This window comes from Kitasatospora sp. NPDC042419, from assembly GCF_056437345.1.
In genome coordinates, this window is sequence record NZ_JBWKAW010000003.1 from 477711 (window position 1) to 501257 (window position 23547).

The 23547-nt window shown below is 75.3% G+C and carries 19 protein-coding genes; 8 read left to right on the plus strand and 11 right to left on the minus strand.

The window, feature by feature from the left end:
- Window positions 1-25: 25 nt before the first annotated feature.
- From AC067J_RS09510 to pdhA, 4 genes are all read right to left on the minus strand, one after another.
- Window positions 26-1402: a globin domain-containing protein gene (locus tag AC067J_RS09510; RefSeq protein WP_478297319.1), complete on the minus strand. Its 1377-nt coding sequence runs from the start codon at window positions 1400-1402 to the stop codon at window positions 26-28.
- Window positions 1403-2107: 705 nt separating this feature from the next.
- Window positions 2108-3484, minus strand: coding sequence for a dihydrolipoamide acetyltransferase family protein (locus tag AC067J_RS09515; RefSeq protein ID WP_478297381.1), 1377 nt, complete (start codon window positions 3482-3484; stop codon window positions 2108-2110).
- A gap of 5 nt (window positions 3485-3489) precedes the next feature.
- Window positions 3490-4452, minus strand: coding sequence for an alpha-ketoacid dehydrogenase subunit beta (locus AC067J_RS09520; protein WP_478297382.1), 963 nt, complete (start codon window positions 4450-4452; stop codon window positions 3490-3492).
- A gap of 98 nt (window positions 4453-4550) precedes the next feature.
- Entirely contained in the window at window positions 4551-5690 is a 1140-nt protein-coding gene (gene pdhA / locus AC067J_RS09525; protein ID WP_478297320.1) for a pyruvate dehydrogenase (acetyl-transferring) E1 component subunit alpha, read from the minus strand.
- Between the two features lie 148 nt (window positions 5691-5838).
- On the opposite strand from pdhA, the gene AC067J_RS09530 reads away from it, so the two are divergent.
- On the plus strand, window positions 5839-6300 hold the full coding sequence (locus AC067J_RS09530; RefSeq protein WP_478297321.1) for an Lrp/AsnC family transcriptional regulator: 462 nt from the start codon (window positions 5839-5841) through the stop codon (window positions 6298-6300).
- A 252-nt stretch (window positions 6301-6552) separates the two neighbouring features.
- On the opposite strand, the gene AC067J_RS09535 is transcribed toward AC067J_RS09530, so the two are convergent.
- Window positions 6553-7140: a TetR/AcrR family transcriptional regulator gene (locus AC067J_RS09535; RefSeq protein WP_478297322.1), complete on the minus strand. Its 588-nt coding sequence runs from the start codon at window positions 7138-7140 to the stop codon at window positions 6553-6555.
- Window positions 7141-7268: 128 nt separating this feature from the next.
- Here AC067J_RS09535 and AC067J_RS09540 point away from each other — a divergent pair, with 128 nt between their 5' ends.
- The 3 genes from AC067J_RS09540 to AC067J_RS09550 all read left to right on the plus strand — a co-directional run bounded on the left by AC067J_RS09540 (window position 7269) and on the right by AC067J_RS09550 (window position 12054).
- Window positions 7269-8537, plus strand: coding sequence for a hypothetical protein (locus tag AC067J_RS09540; RefSeq protein WP_478297323.1), 1269 nt, complete (start codon window positions 7269-7271; stop codon window positions 8535-8537).
- A gap of 161 nt (window positions 8538-8698) precedes the next feature.
- Window positions 8699-10399, plus strand: coding sequence for a phenylacetic acid degradation protein PaaN (paaN, locus tag AC067J_RS09545; RefSeq protein WP_478297324.1), 1701 nt, complete (start codon window positions 8699-8701; stop codon window positions 10397-10399).
- Between the two features lie 158 nt (window positions 10400-10557).
- Window positions 10558-12054, plus strand: a complete 1497-nt coding sequence (locus AC067J_RS09550; protein ID WP_478297325.1) for an FAD-dependent monooxygenase — start codon at window positions 10558-10560, stop codon at window positions 12052-12054.
- A 55-nt stretch (window positions 12055-12109) separates the two neighbouring features.
- Here AC067J_RS09550 and AC067J_RS09555 read toward each other — a convergent pair whose 3' ends face one another.
- Window positions 12110-12676, minus strand: a complete 567-nt coding sequence (locus AC067J_RS09555) for a CGNR zinc finger domain-containing protein (protein WP_478297326.1) — start codon at window positions 12674-12676, stop codon at window positions 12110-12112.
- Window positions 12677-12961: 285 nt separating this feature from the next.
- Here AC067J_RS09555 and AC067J_RS09560 point away from each other — a divergent pair, with 285 nt between their 5' ends.
- The 4 genes from AC067J_RS09560 to AC067J_RS09575 all read left to right on the plus strand — a co-directional run bounded on the left by AC067J_RS09560 (window position 12962) and on the right by AC067J_RS09575 (window position 17179).
- The gene (locus AC067J_RS09560; RefSeq protein WP_478297327.1) at window positions 12962-13978 is read left to right on the plus strand and encodes a hypothetical protein; all 1017 of its coding nucleotides are present in this window, start codon (window positions 12962-12964) and stop codon (window positions 13976-13978) included.
- Window positions 13979-14168: 190 nt separating this feature from the next.
- On the plus strand, window positions 14169-14636 hold the full coding sequence (locus AC067J_RS09565; protein WP_478297328.1) for a VOC family protein: 468 nt from the start codon (window positions 14169-14171) through the stop codon (window positions 14634-14636).
- A 26-nt stretch (window positions 14637-14662) separates the two neighbouring features.
- A complete protein-coding gene (locus tag AC067J_RS09570) occupies window positions 14663-15595 on the plus strand; it encodes a pyridoxamine 5'-phosphate oxidase family protein (RefSeq protein ID WP_478297329.1) in 933 nt (310 codons plus the stop codon).
- A gap of 213 nt (window positions 15596-15808) precedes the next feature.
- Entirely contained in the window at window positions 15809-17179 is a 1371-nt protein-coding gene (locus tag AC067J_RS09575) for a peptidoglycan-binding protein (RefSeq protein ID WP_478297330.1), read from the plus strand.
- Between the two features lie 45 nt (window positions 17180-17224).
- Here AC067J_RS09575 and AC067J_RS09580 read toward each other — a convergent pair whose 3' ends face one another.
- The 5 genes from AC067J_RS09580 to AC067J_RS09600 form a co-directional block, all read right to left on the minus strand.
- Window positions 17225-18013, minus strand: coding sequence for a TrmH family RNA methyltransferase (locus AC067J_RS09580; protein WP_478297331.1), 789 nt, complete (start codon window positions 18011-18013; stop codon window positions 17225-17227).
- Window positions 18014-18069: 56 nt separating this feature from the next.
- A complete protein-coding gene (locus AC067J_RS09585) occupies window positions 18070-20217 on the minus strand; it encodes an FUSC family protein (RefSeq protein WP_478297332.1) in 2148 nt (715 codons plus the stop codon).
- A 5-nt stretch (window positions 20218-20222) separates the two neighbouring features.
- A complete protein-coding gene (locus AC067J_RS09590) occupies window positions 20223-21494 on the minus strand; it encodes an HTTM domain-containing protein (RefSeq protein WP_478297333.1) in 1272 nt (423 codons plus the stop codon).
- Window positions 21491-22186, minus strand: a complete 696-nt coding sequence (locus AC067J_RS09595) for a DUF5819 family protein (protein WP_478297334.1) — start codon at window positions 22184-22186, stop codon at window positions 21491-21493. Before AC067J_RS09595 ends, AC067J_RS09590 begins: the two co-directional genes overlap by 4 nt.
- A 161-nt stretch (window positions 22187-22347) precedes the next feature.
- Window positions 22348-23514, minus strand: a complete 1167-nt coding sequence (locus tag AC067J_RS09600) for a rhodanese-like domain-containing protein (protein WP_478297335.1) — start codon at window positions 23512-23514, stop codon at window positions 22348-22350.
- Window positions 23515-23547 lie beyond the last annotated feature (33 nt).

Below are 23547 nucleotides of genomic sequence, written 5' to 3' on the forward strand. Positions count from 1 at the left end.
CGGGCCCGCGGAGCCCGGCCGGCTGCTATCCGGCCGCCTGGTCACCCACCAGGTCGTGCCGGATCCGCTCCGCCGGGACCCCGGCCCGCAGCAGCACGCCGACCGCGCGCCGGACCATCGCGGGCGGCCCGCTGAGGAACGCGTCCCGGCCGGTCCACGGGCCGAACCTGCCCACCACCTCCGGGAGTTCACCGGTGAGCAGGCCCGCCTCCGAAAGCCGCCCGGCCGGTCCGGCCGGTCCGGCCACGGACGCCAGCGGCGCGGGGCCGGACAGCACCGGGCGGACCGAGAGCCAGTCGTGCCGCTCGGCCAGCTCGCGCAGCGCCGCCAGCTCGTACAGCTCGGCGGCCTGCCGCGCCCCGTAGAAGACCTCCACCGAACGCCCCGCGGCGCCGTGCTCGGCCACCTCCTCGACCAGCGCCCGGACCGGGGCGATGCCGGTGCCGCCGCCCAGCAGCAGCAGGTCCGCGCCGGCACCGTGGTCGAGGGTCATCCCGCCGGCCGCCGGACCGAGCCGCAGGACGTCCCCGGGCGCGGCCCGGTGCACCAGCGCGTTGCTCACCCAACCCGCCTGCACCGCCTTGACGTGGAAGGTCAGCAGACCGTCCGGCCGGGGCGCCGAGGCGAACGAGAAGTGCCGCCAGACCCGCGGCCACCAGGGCGTCTCCAGGCTGGTGTACTGCCCGGCCCGGTACGGGTACGCCTGGTCGGGGCGGACGGTGAGCACCGCGACGTCCGGGGTCCGGAGCTCGTGCGCGACCACCTCGCCCTGCCACCAGGCCGGCGAGGTCCGGGCGTCCTCCTCGGCGGCCTGGATCATGATCGAGGAGACCAGCCGGTAGACCCGGCGCCAGGCCAGCTCGGTCTCGGCGGTCCACCGGGTGCCCGCGTACCGGGCCAGCGCCGCCACCAGGCACTCGCCGACCGGGCCGTAGTGGCCGGTCAGGGTGCCGTACCGGCGGTGGCCCCGGCCGAGCGCGCCCAGCCGGGTGCGCAGGCCGTCGGGGTCGTCGGCGCTGCGGGCGGCCATCAGCAGAGCGCGGAAGAGGCGGTCGCGCTGGACGTCCATCGCGGCCGGGAAGAGCGCGCGGACCTCGGGGTGGTGCAGGAAGATCAGAGCGTAGAAGTGGGCGGTGGCGCGGTCGGCGACCGGCTCGACCACGGCCAGGCTGGTCCTGATCAGCTCGATGTCCCGTGCGGTGGGCGGCTGTTCGGCCCCCGCCTGCGGGTCGGCCGCCGTCCGGAGGTCGGGCACGGGCGCCGGGGCGGGCGCCGCCGCGGGGGCGGGCGCCGGGGCGGACGCGGCGTCACCGAGCGTCTGCAGTGCCCAGGCACGGGACCACTGGTCGCCCGGGCCGGCCCAGTTGAGGCCGGGCGCGCGGGTGAACAGCGGCTCGATCACGGGCCCGACCGCGGGGCCCGTCACCGGCCCGGTCGGGTGTGGCCGGGGCGACGGGGGCGGCGACGGGGCGACGGACGGCACGGACCCGGCGAAGGACGCGGGGGCGGGCGGCGCCGGAGCGGGCACGGCCGCCGCGGCGAGGACGGCGGGCGGCGCGGCGGGCGGCGGCGGGATGACGGGCGGGACGACGGGCGGGACGACGGGCGGCGCGGCCGGCGGGTCCGGGATCACCGGCCGGACGGCCCGCACCGGCTCGGCGGCGGCGACCGCACCCGGCGGGACCTCCGGTCCGGCCGCGGGCGGACTCGTCGGCGGGTGGACCGACGGGTGGACAGGAGGATGAACCGGCGGATGAACCGGCGGGAGGTCCGGCGGATCCAGCGGCGCGGGGGGCGGCACCGGCGCCGCGTCCGGCAGGCCCGGAACGGCCGCGACCGCTGCCGAACCGTGTCCCGTACGGACCAGGAGTGTTCTGCGGGACTTCACCGCAACGTTTCGAGTACCCAAGAGAATCGTTTCGCCTCCGGCCGGCCTGCGCCACCACCTGGCTTGTCCCTGTTGACGCCTAGGCAGCGTGGCACGCCCGAACTGCTCATCCGACAAGTCGCGCGAATCCCGGACACCCGCCCCTCGAACGCGCTACTCTCACTCGATCCGCGGGCACCCTGGGTGGCACAGCCACCACCCAGGGCGACCCCTCCCAGCTCAAAGCTGCCGCAACAGCACCCCCGGCTGCTCCACGCAGTCCGCGACGAACCGCAGAAACCCTCCCGCCGTACCGCCGTCACAGACCCGGTGGTCGAAGGTGAAGGACAGCTGGGTCACCTCACGCACAGCCAACTCCCCCTGGTGGACCCAGGGTTTGGCGACGATCCGGCCGACGCCGAGCATCGCCGCCTCGGGGTGGTTGAGGATCGGGGTGGAACCGTCCACGCCGAACACCCCGTAGTTGTTCAGCGTGAACGTGCCCCCGGTCAGCTCGGCCGGGGCGATCGACCCGGTCCGCGCAGCCTCCGTCAACCGGCCCAGCTCGGCGCCGAGTTGCTCGGTGGAGAGCCGCTGGGCGTCCCGCACGACCGGCACGACCAGCCCGCGCTCGCCCTGCGCGGCGAAGCCCAGGTGCACCGCGGAGTGCCGCAGGATTCCCGAACCATCGCCGGTCACGCTGGAGTTGAGCTCGGGGAAGCGCTCCAGCGCAGCGGTGCAGATCCGGGCGAGCAGGGCCAGCACGCTCACCTTCGGCCCCGGCGCCGCGTTCAACTGGCGTCGCAGCGCCATCAGTTCGGTCGCATCGGCGTCCACCCAGCAGGTCGCGGCGGGAATCTCCCGGTGGCTGCGGCTGAGCTTCTCGGCCACCGCCTTCCGCAGGCCGCGCAGCGGCACGACCCCCTCGGCGGACGGTGCGGACGCCGCCGGGGCCACCGCCGGAGCGACCACCGGGGCCACCACCTTCGCCGCGACCGCCCGTTCGACGTCCGCACGCATGATCAGTCCGTCCGGCCCGCTGCCGGTGACCGCCGCCAGGTCGACACCCTGCTCCCGGGCCAGCCGTCGTACCAGCGGCGAGATCACGGGCAGCACGACCGGGCCCGCCGCAACGGCCGCCACCGCGACCGGCGACGCCGACGGCACGGGCGCCGCAACCGCGACCGCGACCGGCGCGGGCGCGGGTGCGGGCGCGGACACCGGCGCACCGGGGGCGGACCCGCCGACCCGGCGCCGCCGGCCGACCCGCCCCGGCTCCGCGACCCCGTACCCGACCAGCGGCCGCTCCACCTCCGCGGCGAGCTCCGACCCGCCCGCCGACACCGCCGCGAGCGGCGGCACACCCTCGCCCGGCGACACCGCGACCGTCACCAGCGGCGCGCCGACCGCCACCTCCTCACCGACCTCACCGAACAGCGCGGTCACCACCCCGCCGTACGGGCAGGGCACCTCGACCACCGCCTTCGCGGTCTCCACCTCCACCACCGGCTGGTCGACCGCGATCACCTCGCCGACCTCGACCAGCCAGCGCACCACCTCGGCCCCGGTGAGTCCCTCACCGAGATCGGGCAGGGTGAACTCCCGTACGACGGGCATCATCCTCAGTCCTCCCACTGCAGCCGGGCGACCGCGTCCAGGATCCGGTCCACCCCGGGCAGGTGGTGGTGCTCCAGCATCGGCGGCGGGTACGGGATGTCGAAGCCGGTGACCCGCAGCACCGGCGCGGCCAGGTGGTGGAAGCAGCGCTCGGTGACCCGGGCGGCGATCTCCGCTCCGGTCCCGCCGAAGCCGCCGGCCTCGTGCACCACCACGGCCCGGCCGATCGAGCGCACCACCCGGCAGACCGTCTCGTCGTCGAACGGCACCAGGGTGCGCAGGTCCAGCACCGCGAGGTCGCGGCCCTCGGCCTTCGCCACCTCGGCCGCCTCCAGGCAGACCGGCAGCGAGGGACCGTAGGTGATCAGCACGGCGGAGGTCCCGGTCCGCCGGAGCACGGCCCGCCCGATCGGCTCGACGGGCACGGCCGGGTCGAACTCGGTCTTGCCCCAGTACATCCGCTTGGGCTCCAGGAAGACCACCGGGTCGTCCGAGGCGATCGAGGCCCGCAGCAGACCGTACGCGTCGGCCACCGTGGCCGGCGTGACCACGTGCAGGCCGGGGGTCGCGGTGTAGTACGCCTCGGAGGCGTCGCTGTGGTGCTCCACGCCGCCGATGCCGCCGCCGAACGGGATGCGCACGATGATCGGCAGCGGCAGCCGGCCGGCGGTGCGGTTGCGCATCTTGGCGACGTGCGAGAACAGCTGCTCCAGCGCCGGGTAGGCGAAGGCGTCGAACTGCATCTCGACCACCGGGCGCAGCCCGTACATGGCCATGCCGACGGCGGTGCCGAGGATGCCCGCCTCGGCCAGCGGGGTGTCCAGGCAGCGGTCCTGGCCGAACTCGGCGGTCAGCCCGTCGGTGATCCGGAAGACGCCGCCGAGCGCGCCGACGTCCTCGCCGAGCACGTGCACGGCCGGGTCCTCGCGCATGGCGTCGCGCAGCGCGGAGTTGAGCGCCTGGGCCATGCTGGACGTACGGACGCCGGCGGTGCGGTCCGGTGCGGCGGCGGGGCGCCGCGCCGCGGACCCGCCCAGGACGGGGGTGGACGACAGGTGGGAGGTCATCAGTGCTGCACCTCGGCCTCGGCGGCCAGCTCCTCGGCCAACTGCGCAGCCTGCTCGCGCAGTTGCGGGGTCGGCTCGGCGTAGACGTGGGCGAACAGGGACATCGGGTCCAGCTCCGGCTCGGCGTGGAACTCGGCGCGCATCCGGGCCGCCAGCGCCTCGGCCTCGTCGGCCGCCTCCTGCACCAGGGCGTCGTCCAGCACCCCGAGCCCCCGCAGGGAGCGCTCCATCAGCAGGATCGGGTCGTGCTCCCGCCAGGCGGCGACCTCGGCCTCGTTCCGGTACCGGGTGGCGTCGTCGGCGTTGGTGTGCGCCTCGACCCGGTAGGTGAGCGCCTCGACCAGGGTCGGCCCGCCGCCGGTCCGGGCCCGCTCGACCGCCTCGGCGAGCACGCTGTGCACGGCCGGCGCGTCGTTGCCGTCGACCAGCCGGCCGGGCATCCCGTAGCCGACGGCCTTGTGGGCCAGGCTCGGGGCCGCCGACTGCGCGCTGAGCGGTACGGAGATCGCGTAGCCGTTGTTCTGGACCAGGAACACCACCGGGGCCTGCAGCACCGCGGCGAAGTTGAGCGCCTCGTGGAAGTCGCCCTCGCTGGTGCCGCCGTCACCGAGCAGCGCGAGCGCGACCACCGGATCGCCGCTCAGCCGCGCGGCGTGCGCCAGCCCCACGGCGTGCGGGGCCTGGGTGGCCAGCGGGGTGCACAGCGGCGCGGTGCGGCCGGCGCGCGGGTCGTACCCGGTGTGGGCGTTGCCGCGCAGCAGGGTGAGCGCCTCCAGCGGATCGATGCCGCGGGAGACCACCGCGAGGGTGTCCCGGTAGCTGGGGAAGAGCCAGTCCTGCTCGCCGAGCGCCAGCGCGGCGGCGACCTGGCAGGCCTCCTGGCCGGTGGAGGCCGGGTAGACGGCCAGCCGGCCCTGCTTGGTGAGGGTGGTGGCCTGCTGGTTGTAGCGGCGGCCGACCACCAGGCGGCGGTACAGCTCGCGGAGCAGCGCGGGGTCGTACTTCTCCAGCGCGGGGGTACCGAGCACGCGGACGGGAGCGGCGTCCGGGAGGAGCGGGGCCGGGTCGGTGCGCGGGGCGGTGGCCCCGGGCAGCCAGCCGGGCAACGCCGTGTGGTGTCTGTGGTCGAGAACGGTCATCTCGGGCACCTCCAGGGGTGGCGGGGGCTCCCTACCGATTGTTCGGTCGTCTGTTCATCTTGACCAGAAGCGTGACAAGGTGGTGGACAATCGGCCCGGGTGGCGGTCGACTGGTGGCAGTGTGTCCAATCGTTGAGGGTGGGGGGTCATGTCGACTGAACAGACGTCCAGACTCGACCGGGTCGACCGGGCGATCCTGCGGCTGCTGCAGCAGGACGGTCGCGCCTCGATCCGCTCGGTGGCCGAGCGGGTGCACGTGTCCCGGGCCAATGCGTACGCCCGGATCTCCAGGATGGTCGAGGACGGCGTCATTCGCGGCTTCACAGCCAGGGTCGACCACGAACGCGCAGGTCAGGGCGCATCCGCGTACATCACCCTGAAAATCGTGCAGAACTCCTGGCGGACGGTCCGCGAGCAGCTGCTGGCCCTCCCCGGGGTCGCGCACATCGCCCTGGTCGGCGGCGACTTCGACGTGCTGCTGCTGGTCCACACCGCCGACAACCACGCCCTGCGGGAGCTCGTGCTCAACCGCATCCAGTCCATCCCCCAGGTGCTCGGCACCCGCACCATGCTGGTCTTCGAGGAGACCGACCAGGTCCCGCCGCTCTAGTCGCCCGCTCGCCTCCGGGCTGTGTTGTCGCCCGCTCGCCTCCGGGCCGCTTGATCCGGTGCCGACGGTCGTCGCTCCAATGCCGCTCGTTCCTCGCGGCCTCCTCGCTCCTTCCTTTCGGCACCGGCGCGGCCCTTCGGCTCGGGGCGGGTTCGGTGCGTGGCGGGGCTTGGCGGGGTGGGCGTGTGCTGTGGGGTTGGGTGCGTGGCCGGGGTCGGCGGGGCGGGCGGGCGCCCTTCGGGTCGGCTCGGGTCAGGCGCGGGCGCGCAGGCCGTCGAAGGCCAGGTGGACCACCGCGTCCGCGACCCCGTCGGCCCCCTTGAGGCCCGGCCGGTACCACTCGACGATCGAGTTGATCATGCCGAACAGCAGCCGGGTCGCCAGCCGCGGCTCGACGTCCGCCCGCAGCGAGCCGTCCGCGACCGCGGCCCGCAGCAGCTCGGCCACCTGGTGGTCGAACTCCCGCCGCCGCTCCAGCGCCCACTGCTCGGTGGCCGTGTTCCCGCGCACCCGGAGCAGCAGGGTGACGTACGGCAGCTCCTCCAGCAGCACCTCGGCGGTCCGCCGCACCACGTGCTCCAGCCGCTCGACCGCAGGACCCTCGACCGCGCCCGGCTCCGCCAGGATCGCGGACAGCCCGTCCAGGGCCCGCCCGACGGCCAGCCGGAGCAGTTCCTCCTTGCCGCGCACGTGGTGGTAGATCGACGACTTGGAGATGCCGGCCGCACGCGACAGGTCCTCCATCGAGGTGCCGTCGTAGCCGCGCTCGTTGAAGACGTCGACGGTCACCGCGAGCAGGGACTCCACGGTGTAGGCGGTGCGCGAGGTGTGATCGGCCATCCCCCGAGTATCCCCGCCCGGCCCAGCGCGGGTGCGCCCGGGTGGCCTGGTCCACACCAAAGGGAAGGGCCACGCCCTAGACTCGGCGGACGATCCGTCCACGGCCGAGCAGGGTGGGGTCCAGTCTGATGAGCGCAATACCGGCGGTCGCCTCCGACGTGCCCGAACAGCGCAGCGACGAGTCGGCGACCGAACCCGGCGTCGACTGGCGCGAGCGTGCCCGCGGGGTGGTCCTCCGCTTCGGCCCGGCCGTCTGGTGCTACGCCGTCCTGAAGCTGGTCGGCTTCACCGTCTTCATGAAGCTGCTCTCCTTCTCCGGGGACTACCTGGAGAAGCACCCCCGCTTCGGCGGCGGCGCCAACCCGTGGGACGTCCTGGCCAGCTGGGACGGCTGGTGGTACCAGCAGGTCGCCCAGTTCGGCTACCACCCGGCGCTGGTGGCCGTCCCGAACGGCACCCCGGGGTTCACGATCGAGCAGAACTCGGCCGCGTTCTTCCCGCTCTACCCGGGTCTGATGCGGCTGGTCTCGGACGGCACCGGGCTGGGCCTGTACGGCGCCGGGATGCTGATCTCGGTGGTGGCCTCGCTGTTCGCGGCGGCCGGCATCTACGCCGTGGTCGACAAGCTGGCCGGGCCGCGGGCCGGCGTGGTCGCGGCCGGGCTGTGGGCGATCGCCCCGGGCTCGGGCGCCGAGTGGGCGCTCTACTCGGACTCCCTGTTCATCGCGCTGGCCGCCTGGTCCTGCTACTGCGTGATGACCAAGCAGTGGGTCGCCGCCGGTGTGATCACCCTGGTCGCCGGCCTCAACCGGCCGACCTCGGCGGCGCTGATCGGCGCGGTCGGCCTGGCCGCGCTGGTCGAGCTGTACCGGCGGGACAGCGGCGTGCTGCGCCCGCTGGCCGCGATGCTGCTGGCGCCGCTCGGGCTGCTCGGCTACGTCGGCTGGGTCGGCTGGCGGATGGGCGAGTGGGGCGGCTACTTCACGCTCCAGCGGGACGCCTGGCTGCACTACTTCGACTGGGGCCAGGGCACCTGGAACGCGATCCGCGGGATCCTGCTGGGCCGCAACGACTACCCGTTCGCGTACCACACGGCCGACATGCTGGCGACGCTGATCGTGTTCAGCCTGCCGGTGCTGATCGTGCTGCTGGTGCGGCTCCGCCCGCCGCTGGTGCTGACCGCCTACACGCTGGCCACCATCGTCTCGGTGCTCGGCAGCCTGGGCATCTTCGGCAACACCTCGCGCTACCTGCTGCCGGCCTTCCCGCTGCTCATCGCGCTGGCGGTGGCGATGCGGAAGCTGAGCTGGCCGGTGCTGGCCGCGGTGCTCGGCACCGGCGCGGCCGCCTCCGGCTGGTACGGCGGGTACGTGATCTTCGAGCTGGGCATCCCGTAAACCGCCGCCCTCCCGCCCGCACGGCCCGCAGCAGGGGGCGCGTCCGCTCCGGACGCGCCCCCTCGCGTTTCCCCGCTCCGGTTCCGTCCGCCCTCTTGAGCCGACCGATCGTTCGGTTACCCTGTGACGTGTCCCGTCCTCCCCTCTGAGGAGCGCACACGATGTCCGCAGCGGTCACCCACCCTGTCGTCGCCGAGCTCGTCGAACGCCACCAGGCCACCCTGGACGCCGCACTCGCCGCCGCCGCAAAGCGCGACTACTGGTCGCCCTACCCCGAGTTCCCGAAGGCCTACGGCGAGAGCGCCGCCGCGGACGGCAAGGCCGCCTTCGAGGCACTGCTCAACCAGCCGTTCGCGCTGCCCGGCCACCCGGCCGACGGCGACCTGATCGGCGGCGAGGCCTCCCCGTACGGCGTCGAGCTGGGCATCGGCTACCCGCACGCCGAGCCGGACACCCTGATCGCCGCGCTGCGCGCCGCCCAGCCGGCCTGGGCCGCCGCCGGCCCGCGCGCCCGGGCCGCCGTCTGCCTGGAGATCCTCGCCCGGATCAACGCCCGCTCGCACGAGTTCGCCAACGCCGTGATGCACACCACCGGCCAGGCCTACGCGATGGCCTTCCAGGCCGGCGGGCCGCACGCCCAGGACCGCGGTCTGGAGGCGGTCGCCTACGCGTACGCCGAGCAGACCCGGCTGCCGGAGAGCGCCGGCTGGACCAAGCCGCAGGGCAAGCGCGACCCGCTGGTGATGACCAAGGAGTTCACCGTCGTCCCGCGGGGCCTGGCGCTGCTGATCGGCTGCAACACCTTCCCCACCTGGAACGGCTACCCCGGCCTCTTCGCCTCCCTCGCCACCGGCAACCCGGTGCTGGTCAAGCCGCACCCGCGGGCCGTCCTCCCGCTGGCGCTGACCGTCCGGATCGCCCGCGAGGTCCTCACCGAGGCCGGCTTCGACGCCGACCTGGTCTGCCTGGCCGCCGAGCACGAGGGCGGCACGGTCGCCCAGACGCTCGCCGTCCGCCCCGAGGTCAAGCTGATCGACTACACCGGCTCCACCTCCTTCGGCGACTGGCTGGAGGAGCACGCCCGGCAGGCCGAGGTCTACACCGAGAAGGCCGGCGTGAACACCGTGGTCGTCGACTCGACCGACGACTACAAGGGCATGCTGGCCAACCTGGCCTTCTCCCTCTCGCTCTACAGCGGCCAGATGTGCACCACCCCGCAGAACCTGCTGATCCCGCGCACCGGCATCGAGACCGACCAGGGCGCCAAGTCCTACGACGAGGTCGTCGGCGACCTCGCCGCCGCCATCGAGGGCCTGCTCTCCGACGACGCCCGCGCCGCCGCCATCCTGGGCGCCGTGGTCAACCCCGGCGTGCTCCAGCGCACGGTCGCCGCGGCCGGCGGCGAGTACGGCGAACTGGCGCTCGCCCCGCGGGTGGTGGAGTCGCCGGAGTTCCCCGGCGCGGCCGTCCGCACCCCCGCCCTGGTCAAGCTGGACGCCGACAAACCGGACGACCGGGCGGTCTTCCGCAGCGAGTGCTTCGGCCCGGTCTCGTTCGCCGTCGCCGTCGAGAACACCGCCGCCGCCGTCGACCTGCTCCGCGACACCGTCCGCACCCAGGGCGCGATGACCGCGGCCGGCTACACCACCTCGCCCGAGGTCGAGGCCGCCCTGGTCGGGGCCGCGCTCGACTCCGGCGTCTCGCTCTCGCTCAACCTCACCGGCGGGGTGTACGCCAACCAGACCGCCGCCTTCTCCGACCTGCACGGCACCGGCGCCAACCCGGCCGCCAACTCCGCCTACTGCGACGGCGCGTTCGTCGCCAACCGGTTCCGCACGGTGGAGGTCCGCCGCCACAGCTGAGCGCCGCCCGCCCCGCGCGGGTGACCGCCCTCCCTCCGGGCCCCGGACGCCACCGGGGCCCGGAGAATTCACAGCGCCACCCCGGGGCGGCGATGATGGAGGCCGGGAGCACGCCGAACGCGGCGTCCAACCTCTGTCCGAGCACCGGGAGCTGACACATGACCGCGAAGCAGACCGTCACCGACGTCCTGATCGTCGGCGCCGGACCGACCGGCCTGCTGCTGGCCGGAGACCTCGCCGCCGCCGGGATCGGGGTCACCGTCCTGGAGAAGCGCGGCACCGAGTCCAACCTCACCCGGGCCTTCGCCGTGCACGCCCGCAGCCTCGAACTCCTCGACGCCCGCGGCCTGGCCGACGACCTCATCGCCACCGGCCGCCCGCTCACCTCACTGAAGATCTTCGACAAGTTCCGGGTCGACCTCGGTGAACTCCCCAGCCGCTTCCCGTTCGTCCTGATCACCCCGCAGTACCGGACCGAGCAGCTGCTGCACGACCGCGCGGTCAAGGCCGGCGCGACCGTCCTGCGCGGCGCCGAGGTGGTCGCCCTGCGCCAGGACGCCGAGGGCGTCACCGTCGAGGCCCTGGAGAACGGCGCCGTCACCACCCACCGGGCCCGCTACGCGGTCGGCGCCGACGGCGTCCACTCCGCCGTCCGCGACCTGCTCGGCATCCCCTTCCCGGGCGAGTCCGTGGTCAACTCCGTCCTGCTGGCCGACGTCCGGCTGGAGCGCGAGCCCGACGAGGCCGTCACCGTCGGCGCCAACGAGAACGGCTTCGCCTTCCTGGTGCCGTTCGGCGACGGCTGGTACCGGATCATCGCCTGGGACCGCACCGAGGAGCGCCCCGACGGCACCCCGCCGTCGCTCGACCGGATCGCCGCCGTCGCCCTCGGCGCGCTCGGCGAGGACTACGGCCTGCACGACGCCCGCTGGAGCTCCACCTTCCACAGCGACGAGCGGCAGGTCCCCAACTACCGCTCCGGGCGGGTCTTCCTGGCCGGCGACGCGGCCCACTGCCACTCCCCGGCCGGCGGCCAGGGCATGAACACCGGCCTCCAGGACGCCGCCAACCTCTCCTGGAAGCTCGTCGCCGCCCTCCGGGGCCGGGCCACCGACGCGCTGCTCGACACCTACCAGACCGAGCGGCACCCGGTCGGCAAGGCGGTGCTGCGCAGCTCCGGCGCGCTGATCCGGCTCGCCCTCGCCCAGTCCGCGGCCACCCGGGCGCTGCGCGGCGCGCTCGCCTCGCTCGCCGACCACCTCGACGTGGTCGCGGAGCGCGGCGCCCGCACCGTCTCCGGCATCGGCATCGCGTACCCGGCGCCCAAGGACTCCCACCCGCTGGTCGGCAAGCGCGTCCCGGACCTGCGGCTGACCGGTCTGGAGCCGCCGCGCGAGGGCGGTCCGGCCGCCCCCGAGCGGCTCTACGAGGCGCTCCGCGCCGGGAGGTTCGTGCTGGTCAGCAATGACGAGCTGGCCGCCGCCGAGCCGTGGGCGGACCGGCTGACCACCGCCGCCCCGGCCGACCCGCACGGCAAGCTGCGCGACACCGTCCTGCTGATCCGCCCCGACGGCTACGCCGCCTGGGCGGCCGTCGACCCGGGCCGGGGCGAGCTCCGCGCCGCCCTCACCGACTGGCTGGGACAGCCGGCCTGACGGCCGCCGCCGGAACCCCTGCGGCGGGCACCTTCCGGGGTGCCCGCCCACGGTCCTAGCCGTGCACCTTCTCGTAGTGCCGTGCCGCCTTCGCCCGGTTGCCGCACACCGCCATCGAGCACCACCGCCGCCGGCCGTTCTGCGAGGTGTCGAAGAAGTGCAGGATGCACGCCTCGTGCGCGCACTTCTTGATCCGCTGCGGCCCCTGTCCCAGCAGCCCCAGGAAGTCGTCCACCGCCAGCCAGGCCGCCAGCCGCTCGGGCCCGTCCACCTCGACCCGGTCCACCGCGCCCGTCGCCGAGGCCTCCCGCCGGACCCGCCCGTGCCGCAGCACCGCGTCCAGCCCGGCCAGCGCCGCCGCCCCGACCCCGCCGCTTCCGTCGAGGTCCCGCACCGCGGCCGCCAGCGCCCCCCGGGCCTCCCGGACGGCGGCCAGTCCGGCCGCGTCGGCCGCGCAGCGTCCGGCCAGCCCGGCCGAGGAGAGCCAGATCTCGTACCCGTCCGGCTCGTCCAGCAGGTCGTTCACCGGCGTGCCCGCCCAGCGCGTGTTCAGCAGGTCGAGCGCGAGCGGCTCGCCGGTCAGCGGGCGCGGGTCCCGCGGGTCTGCTCTCCGGTCCGTCATCGGCCATCCCTCGCTCTCGCCCGGGTCCCCGAGTCTACGTCGGGCCCGCGCTCCCGGAACCGGCCCGGAGCGGTCGGCCCCGCCGCCGGCGGGGCCGTCTGTTTCCGCACTGTTTCAAGATCGCTCATCCTGTGGTCGACCCACCGTGGCCACTGTCATCCGCACGACTGATGACGTAGCCTCTCGACCGTGCATAGGGTTCCCCACAGCTCGGCGAGGCCGTTGACGGCGCGCTCCGGCGCCGAACCGGCTCTGCCGAATCCGCCCGGTGGGGAGAGTAACCGCATGGCCTCACAGAACCCCCAGGACGCACGGCTGAGACAGGTCGGGCCGCGCCCCGGCGCGCCCGCCCCCGTTCAGCCCGCCCTCCAACCGCCCGCCACCGCGTCCGCCGGGCGCCCGAGCCCGACCGGCGGCTTCGCCGACACCCTGCACCTGGCGATCGAGGCCAGCGGCCTCAGCCTGGACCGGATCCGGGCCGCCCTCGCCCAACGGGGCGTCAGGGTCAGTGTCACGACGCTGAGTTACTGGCGGCGCGGGCGCAGCCAGCCCGAGCGGGCCAGCTCGCTGCGCGCCGTGCACCTGCTGGAGGAGCTGCTCGGCCTGCCGCACTCCACCCTCTCCTCGCTGCTCGGCCCGCCCCGGCCGCGCGGCCGCTGGGCCGCCAACGCCAGCGCGAGCCACCTGCGGCTGGAGGACGTCTGGCCGGGTGAGCAGGAGATCGCCGACGTCTTCGCCGAGCTGGACGCGCCGCCGGCCGGCGAGCTGGAGCGGCTCTCGATCCACGACTCGTACTACGTGGACGCCGACCGGCGCGGCAACCTGCTGCGGATGCGGCAGGTGGTCCGGGCGACGGTGGCCGGGGTGACCCGCTGCCTGGTCGTGCACAAGGCCGACGAGGAGGCCACCGGCTGCCCGGAGATCACCGGGGTCCGGCACGGCCGGCTCGGCCGGGTCCGCCGCCGCCCGGACGCCGGCCTGATCGTCGGCGAGGTGATGCTGGACCGGCCGCTGGGGCTCGGGGACAGCACGGTCTTCGAGTACGAGGTGGAGATCCCGTCCGGCGGTGCCGAGACCACGGAGTACAGCCGCCGCTTCGCGACCCCGGTGCGCGAGTACGTGCTCCAGGTGCACTTCGACCCGGCGAAGGTGCCGGCGCACTGCGAGCGGTACGACCGCGACCCGGGTGCGGACGTCGACCGCCGCCGCGAGCAGCTCTGGATCGGCGCGTCGGCCAGCGCCCACGTGCTCGCCCCCGACCAGCAGCCGGGCCACATCGGCATCCGCTGGGAGTGGGAGTAGCCCCTCCGCCGCCGCCCGGCGCCGACTGCCCGCTCCACCCGACCCCTCTATTGTCATGGACCCGCCATGGCCGCCACGCCTAACCACTTCACCTCCCGATACCGGTTGACGACCTCCAGTCTAACCATTACTGTCGTTCACAACGGTTAGCCAGTGGCGCCCCAAGGCGCCCTGACCAGGGGAGTCAGGCATGTCCGGCACCATCAGCAGCACCCTTCAGACCGGCCACGTGGGCCTGAACGTCACCGACCTCGTCCGCTCGACGGCCTTCTACCGGCGCGTGCTCGGCCTGGAGCTGCTCAAGGAGGGCACCGACCCCGAGCAGCGCTTCGCCTTCCTCGGCCGCGACGGCCGCCCCGTGCTCACCCTCTGGCAGCAGAGCGAGGGCACCTTCGCCACCGCCGCCCCCGGCCTGCACCACCTCTCCTTCCAGGTCGACTCGCTGGACGAGGTCCGTGCCGCCGAGGCACTGCTGCACGAGCTGGACGCCTCCTTCGCCTACGACGGCGTCGTCCCGCACGGCGAGGGCGCGGCCTCCGGCGGGATCTTCTTCACCGACCCGGACGGCATCCGACTGGAGATCTACACCCCGCAGGGCGTCGACGGAACGGGCGCCGAGGCCCCCGCCAAGTCCGCCCCGACCTGCGGCTTCTTCTAGACCGGACGAGCACCGGGAGGCGCGCCATGACCACCGCCACGCCCTACCACCCCGGCGAACGGGCCGCCCAGGCCCGGGCCGGCCGGCTGGACCGGGCCGACCACTCCGGACGCGCCATCGGCAGCACGATCCCGGCCGTGGCCGCCCGCTTCCTGACCGAGCGGCGGATGCTGGTGGTCGGCGCCGCCGACGCCGACGGCCGGCTCTGGGCCACCCAGCTCAGCGGCGCACCGGGCTTCCTCCGGGCCGCCGGCGAGCAGACCCTGACGGTGGCCGCCCGCCCGGCCGACGACGACCCGCTGGCCGCCGCCCTGGCCGGCCCCGCCGAGGTCGGCACCATCGCACTGGACCCGGCCGCCCGGCGCCGGATGCGGCTCAACGGCCGCTCCGCACCGGACGGCCGGGGCGGCCTGGTGATCACCGCCGACCAGGTCTACGCCAACTGCCCGAAGTACATCCAGCGCCGCAGCCCGGTGGACCGCCCGGACGCCGGCGCCCCCCGCCGGGTCGCCGCCGGCTCCGCGCTGAGCACCGCCCAGCAGCTGCTGGCCTCCACCGCCGACACCTTCTTCGTCACCACCGCCGGCCCGGACGGCCGGGTCGACGCCTCCCACCGGGGCGGCGACCCGGGCTTCCTCCGGGTGCTCGGACCGGACCGGCTGCGCTGGCCCGACTACGCGGGCAACAGCATGTTCATGACCCTGGGCAACCTGGAGCTCGACCCGCGCGCCGGACTGCTGATCCCGGACTGGGAGACCGGCGGGTCGCTGCTGGTCACCGGCGAGGCCCGGACCGACTGGTCCGACCCCGCCCGGGCCGGCCTGCCGGGCGCCGAGAGGGTGGTCGACCTGACCGTCACCGGCGTCCTCGAACTGGCCGACGCCACGCCGCTGACCTGGACCGACCCCGAGTACTCGCCGGCCAATCCGCGGGCCGGGAGCCGGCTCCCCGAAGGCTGACCGACCGTCGGGTCGTACCGGCACTACCGCCTCCCGCACCCCCGCGCCACGCCCGGGCCGCCGAACGGTCGTCACCCGGTCGGCGCAGCCCGCCGCGCCGACCGGCCGCCCGATTTGGGACTTTGGTCCCGATGACACGCGCTGTCGCCCTGGGAAGGACCGTCCTGTCACGCCGTCAGCGGTGACAGCCTGACCAGGAGAAAGAGGCGGAGTATGAGCCTGACCGACCGACCGGCCGCGTTGCTGGAGTTCGACGAGGTCGAACCGGACGACGACTGCATATGCGGGGGCTGCGCCGCCCGCCGCCGCGCCCGGCTGCACGCCGCACCGGTGCACGAGGGCGGACACGCCGCAGCCCGCAGCGTCCGCCGCCGGGCCGCCGTACTGATGGCCGCCGTCGGCACCGCCCTCGGCGGCGGCGCGGCCGGCGCCGCCGCGGCCCCCGCGCCGGGCCCCACCCCCGGCGGCTCCACCACCGCCCAGCCGAAGACCCCGCAGGGCGAGGTCGGCGGCCTCCACGGCACCTCGCCGTCCGCCCGCGGCCCCGCCTCCCCGCGCGCCGCCGCCCAGCCGCCCACCCGGGCGCAGATCATCGAGCGGGCGCAGCGCTGGGTCGACCAGAAGGTGCCGTACAGCATGAGCCGGTACTGGTCGGACGGCTACCGCCAGGACTGCTCCGGCTTCGTCTCGATGGCCTGGGGCCTGGGCAGCAGCCAGACCACCTGGACGCTGCCGGACTTCGCCGACCGGATCACCAAGGCCGACCTCCAGCCCGGCGACATCCTCGTCCACAACAACCCTGCGGACCCGCAGGCCGGTTCGCACGTCACCGTCTTCGGCGGCTGGACCGACTCCACCCGCACCCGCTACCTGGCGTACGAGCAGACCTCACCGGGCACCACCAAGCGGTCCACCCCGTACGCCTACTGGAACAACTCCGGCTCGTACGTCCCGTACCGCCACAAGGCGCTCTCCCCCGGCGGGAACGGCGGCGGGACCACCGGCGGCGGCAGCAGCGACGGCTCCTCCTCGACGGCCTTCCCCGGGGCCGACAAGTTCGGCCCCGGCGCGGACAACGCCTACGTCACCAAGCTCGGTCAGATGCTGGTGCAGCGCGGCGGCGGCCGGTTCTACAGCACGGGCCCCGGCCCGCGCTGGAGCGAGTCCGACCGGCGGGCCACCGAGGCGTTCCAGCTCGCCCAGGGCTGGCGCGGCAGCGAGGCGGACGGCATCCCCGGCAAGGACACCTGGGACCACCTGGTCAACGGCAAGGGCCGGAACATCGACGGCGGGACCCCGCTCCCGCCGCCCCCGGTCGGCCCGGGCACCGGTACCGGCACCGGGGTGCCGCCCTTCCCCGGCCGGGCCGCGTTCGGCGCGGGCGCCGTCAACGACGGCGTCCGGCAGCTCGGCGAGCAGCTGGTCCGCAAGGGCTACGGCCGCCACTACACGCAGGGCCCCGGCCCGCGCTGGACCGAGTCCGACCGGCGCAACGTCCAGGCCTTCCAGGAGGCCCAGGGCTGGCGCGGCGCCGAGGCGGACGGCTACCCGGGCCCGGACACCTGGAAGCGGCTCTTCTCCTAGGGCCCCGCCCTGGCCGGGGCGGGGCCCCACCGGGGCACGTCCCGGCTAGGGCACGTCCGGGCGCCCGCCCGGCAGGGGATCACCGGGCGGGCGCCCCGACATCCAGTGGAAGAGCCCCATCGCCACGCTGGTCGCCAGGTTGAAGCTGGAGACCCCGGGCCGCATCGGCACCGCGACCAGCCGGTCGGCGCGCGCCTTCAGCTCCGCCGAGACGCCGTGCCGCTCGGTGCCGAAGGCGAGCACCGCGTCGTCCGGGAAGGCGGTCGCCCGGATGTCCGCGCCCTCCGGGTCCAGCACGTACAGCGGGCCCGCGGGCAGCTCCGGCAGGGCCAGCCGCTCGACCGCGGTGGCGAAGTGCAGGCCGGCGCTACCCCGGAGCACGTTCGGGTGCCAGGGGTCGAGGTCCCCGGTGGTCACCACGCCGGCCGCGCCGAAGCCGGCCGCCAGCCGGATCACCGCGCCGACGTTGCCCAGGTTGCGCGGGTCCTCCAGCAGCACGACCGGCGCCGACCGCGGCCGGCGGGCCAGCGCGGCCCGGTTGGCCTCGGCGGTCGGCCGGGCGGCCAGCGCGATCACGCCGGTCGGGTGGAGCCGGGGCGCGAGCGTGCGCAGCGCCTTCTCCGGCAGTTCGGCGGCCAGTTCCTCCAGCGCGGGCGCGACGTCCGGGGCCAGCTCGGCGGCGAGCGCCAGCAGCCCGGCCCGGTCGGCGGTCAGCACCTGCCGGACGGCGCCGCCGAACCGCAGCGCGTGCTTCAGCGGGTGGAACCCGTCCAGCAGGACCGTCCCCGGCTCGTCGGCTCCGGCCCGCCAGGCGCGCAGCAGTTCCTCGTTCACGCCGCCCACTCTGCCACCCCGGGTTCGCCCGGCCGGCCGGGGCCGCAGGACACGCCCTACCGGCCCGTCGGCTCCGGTTCGCGCTGTGCGGCCGAGGTCGCCGTGCCGCCGCCGCGCAGCGCCCGCTCCAGGTCCTTCAGTGCCTGGAGCAGCAGCCGGGCCCCGGTCCGCAGCACGTCCCGCTGCACCCCGGCCGGCTCCTCCGCGAGCCGCCGCTCCAGCCGCTCCCGCGCCTCCCGGACGGCACCGAACTCCACCGGCTGCCCGGTCAGCAGCGCGCCCGCCGCCAGCGCCGTCGCCAGCCGCAGCTCGTCGGCGAACTCGATCGCCCCCGGTACCGGCTCGGCGTCGTCCGCGGGCAGGTGCGCCTCCAGCAGTACCGCGACCCGCCCGAGGTGGCCGACCGCCGCCCGGGCCCGGTCCAGCTGGCGGCGGCTCACCCCGGGCAGCCCGGAGGCGTGCCGGCCCGGTTCGGCGTCGGCCCGCTGCATCGCCTGGAGCAGCTCGGAGCGCGCCTCCCGGGAGTCCAGCAGCGCCGCCCGGACCGCCCGTCCGCGCGGCGCAGCCGGGCGCTCGTAGACCGCGATCACCTCGGCCGCGTACCGGCCGGCGGCGGCCAGCCACTCGGCCAGCCGTTCGCCGAGCCGGGCGGTCTGCCAGGTCGGGAAGAGCGCGTAGACGAACAGCGCGACCGACCCGCCGAGCAGGGTCAGCCCGACCCGTTCGAACGCGGTCGCCAGCGGGTTCCCGGCCTGCAGCCCCAGCAGGAAGACCACGTACGAGGAGATGCAGGCCGTGATGACCGCGTAGCCGGTGCGCAGGGTCAGGTAGGCGCCGCCGATGCTGAGCACCGCGAGGGCGGCGAGCACCCATTCGCCGGGCCTCGCCAGCTGCACCACGAGGGTGGAGACGGCGACCCCGGCCATGGTTCCGACCAGCCGGGCGACCCCCCGGCTGTAGGTCTGCGCGAAGTCCGGCCGCATCACCATCGCGGCGGTCATCGGCGCCCAGTAGCCGTGCTCGAAGCCGGCCAGCCGGGCCAGCAGGTAGGCGGCGGTGACCACCCCGGTCAGCCGGACGGCGTGCTGGAACACCGCCGAGCGCGGCTGGAACTGCCGCCGGACGGCGCGCAGCGCGGTGGGCAGCATCCGGAACAGCGGCGGCTTGCGCAGCGCCCCGCCGGCCTGCACCACGGGGGTGTCGATGGTGTCCTCGGCACCCCGGTCCAGCGCGTCGGCGGCCTTGCGGAGCAGCCCGGCCAGCCGGCGGGCGGAGCGCCGGGCGGCGCCGCGCAGCTCGGGGCCCTCGGTCCGGGCGGCGAGGGTGAGCGCGGGCGCCGAGCGCGGGAGCTGCAGCGGGTCGCCGGTGCGGATCGCCCGGGCCAGCGCGTCCATCGCCTCCGCGGCGGCGGCCAGCACCTCCCGGGCCCGGTCGCGTTCCGGTCCCTCCTCGGGGGCGCCGACCTTGGGGTCGGCGATCGCGGCCAGGGTCGGCCGGATCCGTTCGGCGAGGCCGCGCAGGCCCCGCAGCTCGGGCGGCCGGTTCCGGTCCTGCCAGGGGGTCAGCGCGGCGGCGTGCCGGGCGGTCATGAACGGCTCCGGGTCGACGTGCGCGGTCGGGTCCTGGCGCAGCCGGCGGGCGTAGTCGGCGAGTTCGGCGTAGGTGTCGGCGAGCGCCTCCCGCTGCACGGTCCAGCTGCCGATCGGCCAGACGGTGATGACCAGGGCCTGGACGGCGCCGCCGAGGGCGCAGACCAGCCCGTGCCCGAGCGCGGTGAGCGGGCTGACCGGCAGCTGGACGACGACCAGCATCACCGAGACGGTGTTGGCGGCGACGACCCCGGCGGTCGGGCCGATCGCCCAGGCCAGTCCGGCGCCGAAGGCCCAGACCGCCAGCAGGACCGGGAACAGGCCGGTCACGCCGGCCGCCAGGTAGCCGAGGAAGGTGCTGACGCCGAGTCCGATCCCGGCGGCGACGGCGAGCGTCGCCCGGGGCCGGAAGCTGCGCTGGAAGGTGGCCGTCCCGGCGATGAACGCGCCCATCGCGGCCGAGGTGGCCAGCTCCGGCCCGCCCAGTGCGAGGGTGGGGAAGAGCACCGCCGCCACCGCGACCGCACCGCGCAGCGCCCGCTTGGGGTCGGTCAGCGCCCGGTCGATGGTCAGTCCGGTCCGCGCGGTGTCTCGAAGGGCGGCGAACCAGGACATAACGGTCAGCTTAGGGGAGTGCTGCCCCGCTCCCCGCCAGGGACCCGGCCCGCCCGGCCGGCCCGGCGGACCGGCCGGCCCACCCGTTCCCCCACCCAGCGCAGCGCCGCCGTCGGCAGGAAGACCGCGTCCGCCGCGATCATCGCCAGCGAGAACACCGGCAGCCCGAGCAGCACCGCGATCCCCAGGTGCTCGGCCATCATCACCACCAGCAGGGCGTTCTTGACCCGCCGGCTGACCAGCGTGAACGGGAACGCCACCTGGAGCAGCACCGTCCCGTAGGTGATCAGGAAGACCGGCAGCAGCATCGAGCCGACCAGCCCGGACAGCCCCGGCCAGGGCGTGAAGTAGTCCAGGTGGAGCGGGTAGTAGAGCGCGGTGCCGTCCTGCCAGCGCGAGCCCTGCACCTTGTACCAGCCGGCGGTGGCGTAGATCAGCACCACCTCGGCGGCGATCACCAGCATCGCGCAGTTGTGCACCATGGTCGCCAGCGCGTCCAGCACCGCCCGCGTCTCGCCGTCCGGCGCCAGCCGCCCGGCCAGCCACCAGAGGCCGGCCACCGCCCAGAGCGCCCAGAACACCGGGCCCCACCCGAGGTACGGGAACGTCCCGCTCGTCCAGGCCAGGCTCTCCCCGGAGAAGCCGCCCAGCTGGCAGACCAGCAGCACGGCGCCGAGCAGCGTCCAGAGCGGTACCCCGGTCCGCCCGGACCCGGTCCGCCGGGCGTCCAGCGACCAGACCTCCGCGCACCGGGTGAAGACCAGGTAGACCGCCATCAGGTGGACGACGTTGTCACCGCCGTCGCCGAGGAACACGTTGCGGTTCTGCAGCGAGAGCACGGTGACCAGGAACAGCACCGTGGCCGCCCTGGTCCGCCAGCCGAGCAGGACCGCCAGCGCGGCCAGCAGCGCCAGGTGGTAGACCAGCTCGAACCAGGGCCGCCCGCCGAACCAGGGCAGCACGGTCAGCGCCCCGTTGTCGGCCAGCAGCCGCTCCGCCAGCTCCGTCGACCAGGGCGAGGTGTCGCCGTACAGCAGCCGCCGGTTGGGCCACTCCCGGAGCAGGTACACCAGCCAGACCAGCCCGAAGCCGATCCGCACCGTCGCCGCCTGGTACCGCCCGAGCACCCGCCCGGTGAACACCGCGAACGCCCGGGCGGCGAGGTCCGCCGGGCGGCTCCGGCGCGGCTCCGGCGCGGCGCCCGGCGGCGTACCGGGCTGCCGGGGGATCCCGTCGAGCAGCCGCTCCCCGGCCTCGGCCGGCGTGGCCCCGCTCACCCGAGCCCCCGGAGGTCCCCGTCGGCCACCGGCCACCAGGGCAGCTCCCGGACCTTCGGCGCGGGCGGCGCCGCCTCGTCGCTCCACTCCGGCGGCGGGACGGTCGTCGTGGTCACCCGCAGTTCGACCTCCAACACCGGCCGCCCGTCCACGCTCCCGCCGAGCCGCTGCAGCACGATCCGCTTCAGGTACTCCTCGGCGAGGCGGCCGCGCGGATTGACGAGCGACTCGTCCTGGGCGCTGTGCGAGCCGTCGTAGAAGTCCCAGGCCCGGCGGAGCAGGTTCTGGTCGGCGTGGCTGGGTGCCGGGTTGCCCCGTATCGCGGCGAGGTCCCGGGCGGTCAGCCCGACCCAGTCGTGGGTCCGGACGCCGCCGTCCTCCGTGGCCGTGCGCACCCGGGCGTCCACCGCGACGTTCTGCTGCAGCGGGTTGGGCGCGAACAGCTTCCAGTTCTGCTCGAACTCCGGGTAGACCAGGCCGTCGACCTGCTCCCGGTACTCGCGGGAGAGCGAGTTGGCCGGCGCCACGTGCAGGAAGACCGCGCCCAGGAAGAGCCCGGTGACGGCCGTCAGCACCACGGCGGCCACCCCCAGGACGGTCCGCGCGGGCGCCGACCAGGTCCGGCGGACGGGCGGCGGATCCGTGCTCGCGGCGCTCTCGGCGCTCGCGGCACTCTCGGCGCTCTCGGCCATGAACTCCCCCGGGGAAGGGTGGGGCCGGCACGTCACCGGCCCGGTCGCGCGCCCATCCTGCCCTACTCCCCGGAACGGCGGGATCCGTCCGGGCCCCCGAAAATCAGCGGAGCACGTCCGGCGCCGGCGGCGGGGCGAGCGGCGGCGCCCCCGGTCGACCGCTACAGGACGAAGGCCTGCTGCCCGCCGCTGCTCACCATCGGACGGCCCGCGCCGTCCCAGGCGTACATGCCGCCGTCGACGTTGACCGCGTCCCGGCCGTTCTGCACCAGGTACTGGACGACCTGCGCGGAGCGCCCGCCGACCCGGCAGAGCACGTACAGCTTCGCGTCCGGCAGCTCGCCGATCCGCGCCACCACCTCGCCGATCGGGATGTGCTGCGCGCCGTCCACGTGCCCGGCGTCCCACTCGTCCTGCTCGCGGACGTCCAGCAGGGCGGCGTCGGCGGGCACGGCGGCGGCGTCGATGGTGGGGATCTGCGCGAACATCGTCTGGTTCTCCTGGGCTTCGGGATCGGCTCCGCCATTGTCCCCCACCGGCGGCCGGCCGCCGAGCAGCCGCTCCAGCTCGGCCTGCTGGGCGGCGGCCTTGCCCAGCAGCTGCTCGGCCAGCTCCTCCAGCAGCCGGTCCGGGTCCTGCGGGGCGAGCGCCAGCAGCTCGCCCATCGCGGTCCGCTCCAGCCGGACCTGCTCGGCGGCGAGCTCGCCGATCCGGCCGGTGAGCCACTCCAGCCGGCGGCGGAGCCAGCCGAGCCGGTCGGGGGAGTCGAGGGCCGGCGCCGCCTCGGGGGCGGTGGACCACTCGGCGGCCAGCGTCTCCAGCGCACCGGTGTCGCCGTACGCGTACGCCTCGTTGACCCGGACCAGGAAGGCGGCCCGGCGCTCCTGCTCGGCCGGGTCGGTGGTGAGGTCCGGGTGGGCCCGGCGGACGAGCTCCCGGTAGATCCGCTGGGCGTCCCGGCCGGGCCGCACCCGGGCCGGTGCCGCGGGCGGCGGCGGGGCGTCCTCCTGCTCCCGGACGGTGTCGAACAGCGCGTCCAGGTCGGGGAGTTCGTCCACCCGCCGACGCGCCTCGGCGGCCTTCCGGAGGTCCTCCGGGTGCCCGGTGAGGGCGGCCGCGGCCTCGGCGACCAGGGCGTCGAGCTCGTCCAGCCGGGCGTACAGCGGGCCGAGCAGCTGGTGGTGGATCAGCGCGAAGTTGTCGATCTCGACGCGCAGGGTCTGCACGTCGACGTCCATGGTCAGCCAGGCGAGTTCGGCGGCGGCGACCCGCTCCTCCAGCTCCTGCTGCTCCGGATCCGTCCAGCGGACGGGGCTCTGCGCGGTCACTTCTCGCCTCTGTCTCGTCCTGGGTGGTCCCGG